The 13,823-nt window shown below is 72.6% G+C and carries 16 protein-coding genes and 1 pseudogene; 9 read left to right on the forward strand and 8 right to left on the reverse strand.

What is annotated here, in order from left to right; genetic code table 11:
- Positions 1-532: 532 nt before the first annotated feature.
- The 5 genes from ABZ923_RS29715 to ABZ923_RS29735 all read right to left on the reverse strand — a co-directional run bounded on the left by ABZ923_RS29715 (position 533) and on the right by ABZ923_RS29735 (position 3,326).
- Entirely contained in the window at positions 533-730 is a 198-nt protein-coding gene (locus ABZ923_RS29715; RefSeq protein WP_361477477.1) for a DUF1272 domain-containing protein, read from the reverse strand.
- 117 nt (positions 731-847) lie between these two features.
- Complete coding sequence (locus tag ABZ923_RS29720; RefSeq protein ID WP_361477480.1) at positions 848-1,759, reverse strand: phosphotriesterase; 912 nt, start codon at positions 1,757-1,759, stop codon at positions 848-850.
- Positions 1,756-2,340 carry a DUF4865 family protein gene (locus ABZ923_RS29725; RefSeq protein ID WP_361477483.1) on the reverse strand — a complete coding sequence of 195 codons (585 nt, stop codon included), beginning with the start codon at positions 2,338-2,340 and terminating at the stop codon, positions 1,756-1,758. The genes ABZ923_RS29720 and ABZ923_RS29725 overlap by 4 nt, the downstream gene beginning before the upstream one ends.
- A 15-nt stretch (positions 2,341-2,355) precedes the next feature.
- Positions 2,356-2,745 (reverse strand): cupin domain-containing protein, encoded by a 390-nt coding sequence (locus ABZ923_RS29730; protein ID WP_361477486.1) that lies wholly within the window; start codon positions 2,743-2,745, stop codon positions 2,356-2,358.
- Positions 2,746-2,750: 5 nt separating this feature from the next.
- Positions 2,751-3,326, reverse strand: a complete 576-nt coding sequence (locus ABZ923_RS29735; protein WP_361477489.1) for a TetR/AcrR family transcriptional regulator — start codon at positions 3,324-3,326, stop codon at positions 2,751-2,753.
- Positions 3,327-3,485: 159 nt separating this feature from the next.
- Between ABZ923_RS29735 and ABZ923_RS29740 the strand changes: the two genes are divergently transcribed.
- Entirely contained in the window at positions 3,486-3,770 is a 285-nt protein-coding gene (locus tag ABZ923_RS29740; RefSeq protein ID WP_361477492.1) for an SHOCT domain-containing protein, read from the forward strand.
- Positions 3,771-4,592: 822 nt separating this feature from the next.
- Here ABZ923_RS29740 and ABZ923_RS29745 read toward each other — a convergent pair.
- Positions 4,593-5,006 (reverse strand): annotated as a pseudogene (locus ABZ923_RS29745) (ATP-binding protein); the annotation flags it as partial.
- Positions 5,007-5,235: 229 nt separating this feature from the next.
- On the reverse strand, positions 5,236-5,559 hold the full coding sequence (locus tag ABZ923_RS29750; protein WP_208030697.1) for a hypothetical protein: 324 nt from the start codon (positions 5,557-5,559) through the stop codon (positions 5,236-5,238).
- A 306-nt stretch (positions 5,560-5,865) separates the two neighbouring features.
- Between ABZ923_RS29750 and ABZ923_RS29755 the strand changes: the two genes are divergently transcribed.
- The 8 genes from ABZ923_RS29755 (at position 5,866) to ABZ923_RS29790 (ending at position 13,310) form a co-directional block, all read left to right on the forward strand.
- Positions 5,866-6,990 carry a PLP-dependent cysteine synthase family protein gene (locus tag ABZ923_RS29755; protein ID WP_361477495.1) on the forward strand — a complete coding sequence of 375 codons (1,125 nt, stop codon included), beginning with the start codon at positions 5,866-5,868 and terminating at the stop codon, positions 6,988-6,990.
- 227 nt (positions 6,991-7,217) lie between these two features.
- The gene (locus tag ABZ923_RS29760) at positions 7,218-8,420 is read left to right on the forward strand and encodes an ATP-binding protein (protein ID WP_361477498.1); all 1,203 of its coding nucleotides are present in this window, start codon (positions 7,218-7,220) and stop codon (positions 8,418-8,420) included.
- Positions 8,417-8,818: a roadblock/LC7 domain-containing protein gene (locus tag ABZ923_RS29765; RefSeq protein ID WP_361477501.1), complete on the forward strand. Its 402-nt coding sequence runs from the start codon at positions 8,417-8,419 to the stop codon at positions 8,816-8,818. The genes ABZ923_RS29760 and ABZ923_RS29765 overlap by 4 nt, the downstream gene beginning before the upstream one ends.
- A complete protein-coding gene (locus ABZ923_RS29770) occupies positions 8,815-9,189 on the forward strand; it encodes a DUF742 domain-containing protein (protein WP_361477504.1) in 375 nt (124 codons plus the stop codon). The genes ABZ923_RS29765 and ABZ923_RS29770 overlap by 4 nt, the downstream gene beginning before the upstream one ends.
- The gene (locus tag ABZ923_RS29775; protein ID WP_361477507.1) at positions 9,164-9,766 is read left to right on the forward strand and encodes an ATP/GTP-binding protein; all 603 of its coding nucleotides are present in this window, start codon (positions 9,164-9,166) and stop codon (positions 9,764-9,766) included. Before ABZ923_RS29770 ends, ABZ923_RS29775 begins: the two co-directional genes overlap by 26 nt.
- Positions 9,767-9,859: 93 nt before the next feature.
- Positions 9,860-11,161, forward strand: coding sequence for a cytochrome P450 (locus ABZ923_RS29780; protein WP_361477574.1), 1,302 nt, complete (start codon positions 9,860-9,862; stop codon positions 11,159-11,161).
- A gap of 104 nt (positions 11,162-11,265) precedes the next feature.
- Positions 11,266-12,528, forward strand: a complete 1,263-nt coding sequence (locus ABZ923_RS29785) for a cytochrome P450 (RefSeq protein ID WP_361477510.1) — start codon at positions 11,266-11,268, stop codon at positions 12,526-12,528.
- Positions 12,525-13,310 (forward strand): enoyl-CoA hydratase/isomerase family protein, encoded by a 786-nt coding sequence (locus ABZ923_RS29790; protein WP_361477513.1) that lies wholly within the window; start codon positions 12,525-12,527, stop codon positions 13,308-13,310. The genes ABZ923_RS29785 and ABZ923_RS29790 overlap by 4 nt, the downstream gene beginning before the upstream one ends.
- Here ABZ923_RS29790 and ABZ923_RS29795 read toward each other — a convergent pair whose 3' ends face one another.
- A complete protein-coding gene (locus tag ABZ923_RS29795; RefSeq protein WP_361477516.1) occupies positions 13,311-13,784 on the reverse strand; it encodes an SRPBCC family protein in 474 nt (157 codons plus the stop codon). It lies immediately after the preceding gene.
- Positions 13,785-13,823 lie beyond the last annotated feature (39 nt).

Below are 13,823 nucleotides of genomic sequence, written 5' to 3' on the forward strand. Positions count from 1 at the left end.
GTGTTGCCGAACCTCACGCCCCGGCCGCCGGCCGGTCTCGGTGCTCGCGACGCCTCCCGTTCGCTGGGGGTGCTGGCCGGGGCCGCCTGGCGCGGTCGGAGAAGGGCGGCGGCCTTCGGCCCGGTGCGTCGGGCCGGGTGGGGGCCGGGCCGGCCCTGCACGCCGACGTGTTGCCGAACCTCACGCCCCGGCCGCCGGCCGGTCTCGGTGCTCGCGACGCCTCCCGTTCGCTGGGGGTGCTGGCCGGGGCCGCCTGGCGCGGCGGGGGCAGGGCAGGTGGCCTTCGGCCCGGCCCGGCCCTGCACGCCGACGTGTTGCCGACCTCACGCCTCGCCCGCCGGCCGGCGTCGGTGCTCGTGACGCCTCCCGTTCGCTGGGGGTGCTGGCCGGGGCGGCCTGGCGCGGCGGGGGAAGGGCAGGTGGCCTTCGGCCCGGCGCGTGGAGCGGGGCGGGGGCCGGGCCGGCCCCGCACGCCGACGTGTTGCCGAACCTCACGCCCCGCCCGCCGGCCGGTCTCGGTGCTCCCGACGTCTCATGTCGCGGCTTCGACGGCGGATGCCCGGCGCGGTCTGGGCACCAGTTCGCCCCCGCAGTTGGGGCAGACCTGCTCCAGGGTCGCGGCACACGCCTCGCAGAACGTGCACTCGTACGAGCAGATGCGGGCCGGGCCGTCCGGCGGCAGTGCGGCGGTCTCGCAGCGCTCGCAGCGCTCGCGCATCTCCAGGGCCATGTGTTTTCCCGTCCCTCCGGACAGCGGTCGGCGGTCGTCGGTTCCCATCCTCCGGACCACGGCCCGCCGCGACACCATCCGGAGGGACGAAGATCCACCGGATCGGGCCACGACCGCTCAGCTCCAGCCGGCCCCGAACGCCCGCCCCGGATGCTCGGCGAGGATGCGCTCCACCAGCTCGGCGCCGACCGTCTCCGCCAGCCGCTGCCGCACCCGGCGCAGCAGGTACGGCATCCCGGGCCCGCCGTCGACCGAGCGGGCACCGGCGACCACCGTGTCCCCGCCGAGCAGGAGCCGGTCCCCGAACCCCGCCTCCGCCAGGTCCCGTACCGCCTCCGGCATCCGCCAGTCGGTGGCGTGGTGGGCGCGGGACGGCCCGTCGAAGGCCAGCCAGCAGCCCGACGCGGCGGCCTGCCGGTGCAGCACCGGGTCGGGGAAGCGGTTCAGGTGCCCCAGGATCACCCGCTCTGCCGGCACCCCCAACTCACCGCACAGCAGGTCGAGTACGTCCGGTGCGCCGGTGCCCAGCTCCAGGTGTACGGCGACGGGCGCGCCGGTGGCGTGGTGCGCCTCCGCCGCCGCCGACATCGTCCAGCGGGCGTGCGCGTCGAGCCCGTGGAACCCACCGGCCACCTTGATCAGACCGGCCCGCACCCCGGTCGTGCCGATGCCCTCGGTGAGTTCCGAGACGAACAGCCCGGCGAGCCGCCCGCCCCGCAGCCGGGCGAGCGACTCGGCGTCGTAGTGCGCCGCTTGGTGCAGTCCCGTGGCGCAGACGATGCCCACCCCGGTCGCCCGGGACAGCGCCGGCAGCTCCGCCGCCCGCCGGCCCATCCCGTACGGCGTCCACTGCACGACAGCCGCTCCGCCCGCCGCGCGGAACGCCGCCAGCTCGGCCCGCGCGGCGGACACGTCGTCCAGCTCCTGTCCCGGCAACCGCGGGCTGCGCAGGAAGAGGTGGTCGTGCGCGTCGCACACGCCCAGCTCCGCGGGCCGCACGTCCCCGAGGACCGTACGGACGCGGGTCACCACTGCCGGCCGCGCGGGAGCCGCTCCCGGCCGGGTGCGGACAGGTGCAGCACCTCGAAGACGTCCCCGTCGGCCTTCGGTGCGTCCTGCTCCCAGAGGGAGAAGTGCACCAGCTCCCAGGCGCGCGTGTCCACGGCGGCCGCCGCGAGCACCGCACCGTCCTGCCCCGCCAGCCTCCCGGTCTCGGCCACCGCGTCCGCCATGAAGGACGCCAACTCCACGCCCTCCGGCACCGGTCGGCGCCGCCGGACGGCGAACGCCGGCGTGGCGGCGGTCGCCGTGCCCTCCTCGAACGCCAGGCCGGTCCACTGCCGGACCGCGGGCCGTCCGAAGTCGTCGACCGGTCCCTGGAACGCCCCGCCCCACAGGAAGCTGTTCATCCCCTCCATGGTGTCCCAGAGGTAGAAGGGCCCGTACTGGTTCACCGGCGAGCCGTTCACCCCGCGCTCGCGCATCACGTACGTCTTGATGCCGAGGCCGTCCCAGTCGTCCAGCAGGTGCCCGACCCGGGCGACGCGCGAGCGGACGACCCCCATGTCGTAGTCGGCGGGCAGGGTGAACTCGTACTGCATGGCGTGCATGTCGCAATTCCCTTCTCAGGCCGGGTAGTCGGTCACGTGCGCGTGCCACTCGACCGTCGTGCCGTCCGCCGCGGCCTCCACGACCGCCAGGTGGGTCATGAAGGTGCGGGGCCCGGCACCGTGCCAGTGCCATTCGTCCGGCTCGATCCACACCGTGTCGCCCGCGCGGATCTCCTCGACCGCACCGCCCCTGCGCTGCACCAGCCCCTCGCCCTCCAGGACGTGCAGCACCTGCCCGTGCGGGTGCCGGTGCCAGGCCGTGTGCGCGCCCGGGGCGAAGTGGACGTTGAACATCCGCAGCCGGGAGGGGGCCGCGGGGGCCGCTATCTCGTCCAGCCAGACCGTGCCGGTGAAGTGCTCGGCCGGACCCTGACGGGTGTCGGGACGCTGTCGGGTGATGTGCACGTGACTCAGTTCTCCTGTCCGGGGGACGGCGGGGCGAGCATGGAGAGCAGACCGCGCACACCGGCGTCGAAAGCGGCGGGCGATCCGGACGCGCGGGCGAGGACATAGCCGCCCTGCACGGTCGCGAGGACGGCGGCGGCGATCTCCGCGCCGTCCAGGCCGGGCGCGAACTGCCCCTGCCGCTTGCCCTCTTCGACGATCTCCGCGATCCGGTCGCGGATGGCGCCGATCGTCTCGTCGACCGGCGCGCGCAGCTCCTCGCTCGCGATCACGTCCGGGTCCATGGTCAGCCGGCCCACCGGGCAGCCCCGCAGCACGTCACGCTCGCGCAGCAGGTACGCCTCGATGCGCTCGTACGGCGTGCCCGGGCCGTCCAGCACCGCCTCGGCGGTGGCCCGCAGTTCGTCCGCGGTGCGCCGGATCGCCGCCAGGGCGAGATCCGGCTTGCCCTTGAAGTGGTGGTACATGCTGCCCTGACCGGCTCCCGCGCGCTCCAGGATCGCCTTGGGGCTGGTGCCCACGTAGCCGCGCTCCCACAGCAGCTCGCGGGTGGACTCGATGAGTCGTTCCGAGGTGCTCATGCGCTCACTGTACATACTAGTAGTTACAGAGCGCCAGCTCCGCGGCCCGTACTCCCGGGGTGGTACGCGCACTGCCGCCGGCCGCACGACGACGTGGGCCCCTTGCGGGAGGGAGCCTCGGGGCGTCACCGAAAGCCCCGACCGAGGGAGACACCCGAGATGCAGACCCTGGCGCACTGGGACGGCGGGCCCGGCCCGTGGATCCTGTTCCTCCCGCTCGTCTGGGCGGCCGCCGTGATCGGCGCCGTCACCGTCCTGCGCCGCACCGCCCGGCGCGGGGGCCTCTGGCGGCCGGTGGACACGGGGCGCCCGGCGGGCGACTCGCCACTCGCCCTCCTCGGCCGCCGCTTCGCCTCCGGCGAGATCGACGAGGACGAGTACTGGCGCCGCCTGTCCGTCCTGGACGAACAGTTCGGCCGCATGGGCAAGCGGGGCATGGCATGACGACCGCGGTCATGGCGGCGGCCCGCGTCGTGCGCCCTGTACGGCGTTGACGTCGCCTTCCCGGCCGGGGGCTCTCGAAACCCCCTGCGGCTCCGCGCCGGAGACCGGACACGGGCCCCGCTGCGGGGCGTTGGGGGACGCTGCGTCGGGCACGGCGAGCGACCTCGGCACCTGCCCTGGCCGGGTGCCGGTCACCGGGTGCCCAGTGAGAACGCCCCGGGCCCCTTGCCCGGGGTCCAGGGTGTCCATCTTCCGCTGCCTGCGGAGGTGTTACCCGGGCAGGTCATTACTTGGTCAGCGGCGAACCGCCGGCCTGGCGGGAGGCGGTGTCCCGGTGCCGGGTGACGCCGGTCGCGCCGCGGGGGCAGCCGCCGGAGGCGTGGCGGTGACGGGCGCCGACGCCGTACGTCCGGCGGGTGCGGAGGCGGTGCTTCCCGCCGGTACCGCCGTGCGCGCGGGTGCCGCGCCATGGCCGGGCACGGGTGCCGTACGACCGGCCGCAGCCGCACTCCCGACGGGCACCGCGCCGCCGACCTCGCCGACAGCCCCACTGTCCGCCACGACACCCGCCCCGACCGCGGCCCGCGCGGACGAAGCGGCACCGTTCACCACGCCGACCACCACCGGAACCGAAGCCCCGGCCCCAGCCGGAACCGAAGCCCTGGCGCCAACCGGAACCGAACTCCCGGCCCCACCCGGAACCGAAGCCCCCGCGCCGGCCGCCGGCAAGGAAGCCCCCGCCCCGGCCGCCGCCGTACCCGCAGGCACCGGTGTCGGTCGTGTCGTGTCTCGTGGCGGGCGTTCCGGGTTGCTGCGTGGTGCTGTCGTGGCCGGCAGGGTGAACCACACCACCTTGCCGTTCTCGCCGTCCGGCCGCGCGCCCCAGCTCTCGCTGACCGCGGCCACCATGGCCAGGCCCCGCCCGCAGGTGGCCAGCGGGGTGGCGTCCGCCGCGGCGGGGGCGTCGGCCGGTACCGGAAGGCGCGGATCGTGGTCGCGTACCGAGACGGTGAGCCGGTCCGGCAGCAGCTCCAGCTCGACGGTGCACGACTTGTCGGGCCTGGCGTGCCGGTGGACGTTGCTCAGCAGCTCCGTCACACCGAGCGCGGCCCGGTCTATCAACGGGTCCATATGCCAGTAGCGCAACTGCGCAGATACGATTCTGCGGACCTGGCCGATCCGCGACGGCAGGGCTTGGAGCTCCACCGTGCAGTGCCTGCTTGGGTGACTGATCACGGCTGCGACTCCCCGATGTGAGGTCCGGAGGAACCGGAAGAACACGGAGAACAACGGATCCAGCAGGGTGCTTGCGTCCAAACGTCCGCCTGCTGTCGTGGCCGGCGGGCTGGTTCGCAGCGTTATCGCCGGTAAACCCAGAGTGACGTGAGACCAGCGTGACGCAGCGGATGCGCTCCCGCAACTCGCCGCGACCGACCGCTGCGTACCGTGGACGGCGTCCGGCCGCTCAGCCGCCGCGGCCCGCCGCCCGGCGCACCGCCTCGACGAACCGCCGTGCGGCGGGCGGCCCGGGCTGCCCGGGCGCGGGGTCGTGCTCGCCCAGTGTCAGCAGATACCGCGTGCCGTTGACGTCGGCCAGCGCCCGGTCGTCCGGCACGAACCACGGCTTGGACGCGCGCACCGCCTGCACCGGCGCGCTGTCGATCTCGCTGCCGTAGCTGGTGAGCAACTGCAGCCTGCCGTCGCTGATCCGGACCTGTCCGGCCCGGGTGAGCGAACGCAGGCGTTTGCCGATGCGCACGCCGGTGGCCGTGAACTCCGGCTCCGCCATGTCTCGCCGCCCCCTTACGGTGTTCCCGTTCGGTTCCCTGTGCGCCCCCGTTCGGGACGGTGGTCCCGTCGCGTGCAGTCTGCCCCGGTACGGCGTGGAGCACCAGTACGCACGGGGCGCATGCGACAGCGGCCCGTAGCGCGCGTGCCCGTGCGCCCCCCAGGGCGTCGCACGCGTGTGCCCCAGGGCGTCTTTGGGCGGCTCAAAGATGCGTTTATGCAGGTGGGAAGCGGTCTGAAAGCTGCCTATGCTCGATCTGCCGGCCCGCGTGAGGCGCCGTCGGCGATCAGCATAAGGAGCCCCGCCGTGAGCACCACCCCCCGGACCACCACCGGCGCCACCCTCGACGTCGACCGCAGTGACGCCGCCTACCGAGTCTGGCTGAAAGAAGCCGTCCGCAAGGTCCAGGCGGACGCCAACCGGTCGGCCGACACGCACCTGCTGCGCTTCCCGCTGCCCGAGCGGTGGGGCATCGACCTGTACCTGAAGGACGAGTCCACCCATCCCACCGGAAGCCTCAAGCACCGGCTCGCCCGCTCCCTGTTCCTCTACGGCCTCTGCAATGGCTGGATCCGCCCGGACCGCCCGGTGATCGAGGCGTCCAGCGGCTCGACGGCCGTCTCCGAGGCCTACTTCGCGAAGCTGATCGGCGTGCCCTTCATCGCGGTCATGCCGCGCACGACGAGCGCCGAGAAGATCCGCCTCATCGAGTTCCACGGCGGACGGTGCCACTTCGTGGACGACTCCCGCAAGATGTACGAGGAGTCGGCCCGCCTCGCGGTGGAGACCGACGGCCACTACATGGACCAGTTCACCTACGCCGAACGGGCCACGGACTGGCGCGGCAACAACAACATCGCCGAGTCGATCTTCCGGCAGTTGCAGCTGGAGCGGTTCCCGGAGCCGGCCTGGATCGTCGCCACGGCGGGCACCGGCGGCACCTCGGCGACCCTCGCGCGCTACGTCCACTACATGCAGTACGACACCCGGATCTGTGTCGCCGACCCCGAGAACTCCTGTTTCTTCGACGGCTGGACCACCGGCGACCCGCACGTCACCTGCGACTGCGGCTCCCGGATCGAGGGCATCGGCCGGCCCCGCATGGAACCCAGCTTCGTGCCCGGCGCGATCGACCGGATGATGAAGGTCCCGGACGCGGCCAGCGTCGCCGCCGTACGGGCGCTGGAGGGGGCCATCGGCCGCAAGGCGGGCGGCTCCACGGGCACCGGTCTGTGGAGCGCGCTGAAGATCGTCGCCGAGATGGTGGCCGAGGGGCGTACCGGCAGTGTCGTCACCCTGCTGTGCGACCCGGGCGACCGGTACCTGGACAAGTACTACTCGGACGCGTGGCTCGCGGAGCAGGGCCTGGACATCGCGCCGTACGCGGCGGTGCTCGACTCGTTCCTGACGACGGGTGCGTGGCCGGCCTGAGCCGCCCCCGCGGCAGCCGTCGTACGACGGGCGGGTTGCGGGTCTGTGTGGGTTTCGTGTCGGCTCAATTAAGGCTCTGCGCACGCTGGTTGTGCCTGTGTGACTGATAAGATCATCCCACTTTTCAGTGGGCTGACGGCGTGTCATGAACGCGTCCGGGGGGACAGTCTCAAAGGCACCATCGCGCTGCTCACGCTTCTGGCGCGATGCGACTTGAAGAGAGTCTCATGACGTCATTGACCCAGGATCCACTGCTGTGGATCTTGATTGTGGTGCTCGTCGCTGCGGTTGCCGCAGTGATGCGGGCCCGGAGAACCAACATGGCGCTCCGAAGAACGAGAAAGGACCTGGAGACCGGGCTGGGGGAGGCCCGCGGCGATGTCGGTCAGCTCCACGCGCACATCGCCACGCTGACCGCGCAGCACCAGCGCGACCTCGCCGACGTACGCGCCGACGCGGAGGCCGCCACCAAGGCGGTGCTGAAGTCCGCGATGGGAACGCTCCAGTCGCTCGCCGAGGAACAGCAGGTGCTCCTGGACAGCCTGCTGAAGAAGTACGGCGACACCACCGAGGTGCTGGCCGACCTGATGACGGTCGACCACACCGGCAGCCAGTTCAGCCGCCGCGCCAAGGGCATCTCCGTGCTGTGCGGCGGCTGGCTGGGCCGCCGCGAGCGCGCCGCCACGGTGTACGACGTCGCGCGCAGCGCGCAGGGCAGGATCAGGGACTTCGACCGGGTCAGCGTCCACTCCCAGGTCAACGTCTCCCTCGTCGGCAAGGCGGTCGAACCGGTGGCCGTCGTCCTGGCCGAGCTGCTGGACAACGCGACGAACTACAGCGCGCCCGGCACCCCCGTCGAGGTCAACATCCAGGCCGTACCGACCGGGGTCTGCTTCATCGTGGACGACGCCGGGCTCGGCATGGACCAGGAGACCAAGGACCGGGCCGCGGCGCTGCTGTCGGTCGACGGTCCCGTCGACATCACCGGTCTCGGCGACCCGCCGCGGTTCGGCTTCGCCGTGTGCGGCATGCTCGCCGCCCGCTACGGCTTCGCCGTCTCCGTCGGTTCCGTGTCCCCCTACGGCGGAGTGCGTGCAGTGATTCGTGTGCCCGAAAGTCTCCTCGCGGCCGACGCGCCGTCCCCCGCGGCCGAGGTCCAGGACGACGAGGGCCGGGAGGCGGCCCCCCAGCGGCTGGCGCCGGTCCCGGTCGTGGGCCCCTCGCACGTGGTGGGGACGACCTCCGGGGGGCTGCCCAAACGCCGGCGGCGCGGTGGCCCCGTCACGGTGGTCCCGTCCCTCGACGCCGGCGGCCGGGAGGCGCCGGCCGAACCGGTCAGCGAGGTGACGGCGTCGCGGCTCGGGGCGTTCGCGCGCGGAACACAGCTCGGGCGCACCACGAACACCACGGAAGGACCTGACAACAAGTGAACATCGACCTGTCCTGGGTGCTGAACGACGTACTCGAGGTACGCGGAGCCCGGCACGCGATCCTCGTCTCGGGCGACGGCCTGCTGCTGCAGCGCTCGGACGACATCGGGCGGGACGACGCCGAGACCAACGCCGCCGCGATGAGCTCCATGCAGTCGCTCAGCCGGGCCGTCGCCGGGTTCGTGGGAGCGGGACACGGGATCTGGAAGCAGACGCTGCTGGAGTACGACGGCGGCTGGATCTTCCTGATCGCGGCCGGCCAGGGTTCCTACCTCGCCGTCTCGGCCGCGCTGGACGTCGACATGGAGGCGATGTCCTTCCGCATGCAGAAGACGGTGTCCGCCCTGAGCAAGGCGATGAGCGTGGCACCGCGCTCGGACCACGGCGTGGGCGCATGACGAGCCCCGGCGAGGAAGCCTCCGTCACCAGCGACTTCGTCCGCTCCTACGTCATCACCGGCGGCCGGACCCTGCCGGCCACCGACGACCTGGCGCTGCACACCCTGGTCACCCTGGCTCCCGACCGGACACCCCCGCTGGGAGCCGGCCCCGAGGTGACGGCGATCTGGAAGCTGTGCGCGGGCGGCTACCTGTCGGTCGCCGAGGTGGCCGGCCACCTCGGCCTGCCGGTGGGGGTGGCCCGACTGCTGCTGACCGACTTATTCGAGCAGGGCCACCTGCTGCGCCGAGCCGAGCCGCCCCGGGCTCAGAACGTTGACAGAGCGACCCTGGAAAAGGTTCTGAATGGACTCCAATCCCTCATCGGCTGAGACGGCCCCCGGCTCCATATACGTCTCCAGTGCGGTGACCAACGCTGCCAAGATCCTGGTCGTCGGGCACTTCGCCGTGGGCAAGACGACCTTCATCGGCTCGCTGTCGGAGATCACCCCGCTGCGCACCGAGGAGAAGATGACGCAGGCGTCGCTCCACGTGGACGACCTCAGGGGCGTGACGGACAAGACCACCACCACCGTGGCCCTGGACTTCGGCCGGCTGACGCTCAGCGACGACCTCGTGCTGTATCTGTTCGGCACCCCGGGCCAGCAGCGGTTCATGCAGCTGTGGGAGGACATGGCGCGCGGCGCGCTGGGCGCGCTGCTCCTGGTCGACCCCGCCCGGCTGGAGGAGACCTTCCCCGTCATCGACCTCGTCGAGCGGTACGGCCTCGAGTACGCCATCGCCGTCAACGGCTTCGAGTCGGGCAGGGTGTACGAGGAGGCGGAGGTGCGCGAGGCCCTCGACCTGCTCCCGGACACGCCCGTCGTCTACTGCGACGCCCGCGACCGGCAGTCCTCCGCCCACGCGCTGATCGCGCTCGTGCGTCACCTGCTCACCCGAGCCGCCTGACACCCCCATCCCCCGGACCACCGGCCCGAAGCCAGCAGAAGGAACCCCATGGACCGCCAGTCAGCCCCCGCCCCCGCCGGCGGCAGATGCCCCATGCACGACACCGCGTTCGCCGCCGACCCCCACCAGGTCTACGACCGGCTGCGCGCCCACGGTCCCGCCGGGCCGGTCGAACTCGCCCCCGGTGTCGACGCCACCCTGGTCGTCGGCCACGAGACGGCCCTGCGCGTGCTGCAGAACTCCACGCTCTTCGCCCGGGACGCCCGCCGCTGGAAGGCCCTGAACGACGGGCGCATCGCGCTGGACAACCCGGTGCTGCCGATGATGGCGTACCGGCCGAACTGCCTGTTCACCGACGGTGCCGTGCACCTGCGGCTACGCAAGGCCGTCACGGACAGCCTGGCCCGGCTCAACATCACCCGGATCCGCCGGGACGTCGAGCCCCTCGCCGACTACCTGATCGACCAGTTCAGCGAGCGGGGCCGGGCCGACCTGCTCAACGACTACGCCAAACTGCTGCCGCTGCTGCTGTTCAACAAGCTCTTCGGCTGCCCGGCGGACATCGGCGACACCCTCACCAGCGCCATGTCGGCGATCTTCGACGGCCAGGACGCCCTGCGCGCCAACGAGGAGCTCACCGCCTGCCTCATGGAGCTGATCGCGCTCAAGCGCCGCCGGCCCGGCGACGACGTCACCTCCTGGCTGATCCAGCACCCCGCGGGCCTCACCGACGAGGAACTCAAGGACCAGCTGGTCATGCTGATGGGCGCCGGCGTGGAGCCCGAGCGCAACCTCATCGGCAACGCCCTGCTCCTGCTGCTGTCGCCCGGCAGCAGCGGACGCGACTCCGGCCTGCTGATCGAGGAGGCGATCGACCACGTGCTGTGGAACCAGACGCCGATCGCCAACTACGCCACCCACTACCCGGTCCAGGACGTCGACCTGGGGGGAGTGGTGGCGCAGGCCAACACCCCGGTCGTCATCAGCTTCGCCGCGGCCAACAGCGACCCCGCGCTGGCCGAGGCGCGCCGCATGCACAGCAAGGGCGCCCACCTGGCCTGGGGAGCCGGTCCGCACGCCTGCCCCGCCAAGGACCCGGCGCAGGTCATCGCCGTCACCGCGATCGAGAAGATCCTCAACGCGCTGCCGGACCTGACGCTGGCGGTCCACGAGAAGGAGCTGGAGTGGCGGCCCGGGCCGTTCCACCGGGCGCTCGTCGCGCTGCCCGTGGCCTTCAGCCCGACCCCGGCCACCCGCATGGTCTCCGCGCTGCAGAACCGTACCGTCACGGCGCCGGACCAGCCGCCGGCCATGGCTCCGCTCGCCGCCGCGCGTCAGGAACCGGCCAGGAAGAAGGGCTTCTGGAGCAGCTTCCTGGACATCTTCCGGGTCTGATGTGCGGCATGTGACGGGAGCAACACTGTCAGGCGCATGACGAAGGAGAGGGGAAGGGTAGGTTCCGGCGGTAACGGTAGCGCCCAGCCACAAAGGAGCTTCGCGTGACCGCCGTTGGCGTCATCAGCGGTACCACCACCGACCGCCGAGCCGTCATCCCCCTCCTCCGTCGCCTGCGGTCCGCCGAGGGACAGGCCGACCCGCTTCCCGTCTGGGACGAGCTGCGCGCGCTGGGCGACGTGGTGCCGGCCCCCTGGGGCGGCTACTTCGTGACCGGGTTCGAGGCGTGCAGCCAGGTCCTGCGCGGCAGGAACTGGCTCGTCCCCGACTTCGACTGGCAGCAGCGCCAGGCCGACACCGCGCGCTGGCGGGAACCGGCGACCCTGGAGATGACCCGGACGCTCTCCCGCCTCAACCCGCCCGTGCACACCTTCCAGCGCCGCGCTCTGGGCAACCTCTTCGACCGCGGCACCCTGGAGAACCTGCGGCCCCGGATCGCCGCCCACGTCACCGGGCTCCTCGACCGCCTCGCGTCACACCTGCGCACCGACGGCACCGCCGACTTCGTCCCCCTGGTCGGCGACCAGCTCCCGATCCACACCGTCGGCCACTGGCTCGCCGTCCCGGCCGAGCACTACCCGTGCATCCTGGACTTCACCCACCGGCAGGTCCACGCCCAGGAACTGCTCCCCACCAAGAGCGAACTGGCGACCTCCGCCCAGGCCACCGCCGAGATGAGGGACTTCTTCACCCGCCTGATCGCCGACCGGCGCGCGCGCCCTGGCAACGATGTCCTCTCCGGCTGGATCCGCCACTGGGACGCCTGCTACCCCGACGACCGCGCGGCGGCGGACCAGACGCTCTACGACCTGACGATGTTCATCACCATCGCCTCCCTGGAGACCACCGCCACCCTGCTCGCCAACGCGGTGTGGTTCCTGACCCGGGACCCCGCCCGGGCCGACTGGCTGCGCCGGCACCCCGAGCACATCGACGACGCGATCGACGAGACGCTGCGCTACGACCCGCCCATCCACCTCAACTCCCGTTACGCGGCCGAGGACACCGTGCTCGCCGGCGTACCCGTTGCCAGGGACACCACCGTCCACGTCCTGTACGGCGCCGCCAACCACGACCCGCGCCGCAACGACGACCCGCACGTCTTCGACATCCGCCGCAGAGGCGGCCACCTCACCTTCGGCGGCGGCGCCCACTACTGCCTGGGCTCGGCCCTGGCCCGCCTGGAGGCCCGCCTGCTGCTCACCCAGCTGCTGGAACGATTCCCCACCCTGCGGCCGACCTCGGCCCCGACCTACGCGCCCCGGATGGTCTTCCGGCGCGTCACCTCCCTGAAAGTGACCACATGACCGCCCTCTCCTTCGAGGCCCTCGCGGCCGGCCCCGCACAGCAGACCCTGCGAACCCACCGGGACGGCCCCGTCCTCACCATCGAGCTGAACACCCCCGAGCACGGCAACACCGTCACCGACGCCCTGCTCGACGACCTCCTGGCGGTCCTCCAGCACCAGGACCCGGACGTCCGGGTCCTGGTGCTCACCGGGAGCGGGGACGACTTCTGCCTCGGCGGGGACCGCGGCGAGTACACCCGGCACCTCGCCGACGACCCCGCCGGCAGCGGCATCCGGATGTCGGGGACCAAGGCGCGGCGCGTCTGCGACGCCCTGACCGGGAACCCGGCCGTCACCATCGCCCGCGTCCACGGCAAGGTCATCGGGGCGGGCATGGCCCTGGCACTCGCCTGCGATCTGCGGGTGGGAGCCGAGGACGCGACCTTCCGGCTGCCCGAGCTGGCCCTCGGGCTGCCCACCGCGTGGGGCGGCCTGCTGCCCCGCCTCGTCAACGAGGTCGGCGCCGCCCGGGTCCGCGAACTCGTCCTCACCGGCCGGGCCTTCACCGCGGCGGAGGCCGAGTCCCTGTCCATCCTGCAGAAGGTCGTCCCGGCGCAGGAGCTGGACGCGGCCGTCGCCGCCTGGGCCAGACCCGTCGTCCGCCGTCCCCCGGCGGCCCTGCGCGTCACGAAGACCCTGCTCAACTCGCTGTCCGCCGCCTCCCGCCTGGCGGACGTATCCCTGCTGGACGCGGAACTGATGGCAGCGGTCGTCACCGAGGCGCACCACGCCCGCGACTGATCAGCGCGTGGACAGCCGCCGGTCCAGGGACGTCACCGCGTCGCGGAAGGCCCGCTTGAGTCCGGGCCGGGCCAGCACGAGGGCGAACCGGAACGGCGCCGTCCCGTCGGCGGCGAAGGTCCACCGCACCCGGGTGCCGGTGCCCTGCGGAACCAGATGCCACTCCTCGGCCAGGGCACGGGCGCCCGGCGCGTTGGTGGTGTCGACCCGGTAGGCGTACACCTCGGGCGCCTTCGCCACGAGCACCGTCTCCGCGAACCGCGTCCCGCCCCGGAGCCCGATCTCCCGCCCGGCGCCGCCGTCGGTGGCCCGGGCGGACGTCACCGCCGAGAACCACTCCGTCCAGCCGGGCACGTCCTCGGCGAGCGCGCGGAAGACCTGCTCGGGGGGCGCCGAGATGTTCCGCGCGAAGACCAGACGTACGGGCGCGGCCCCGACGAAGTCGACCCCCACCGGACGCAGACGACGAGCCATGGACGATTCCCCCTCGTGACGCTACGGCAGGGTGATTGA

The organism is Streptomyces sp. NPDC046881, from assembly GCF_040645015.1.
GTDB lineage: Bacteria > Actinomycetota > Actinomycetes > Streptomycetales > Streptomycetaceae > Streptomyces.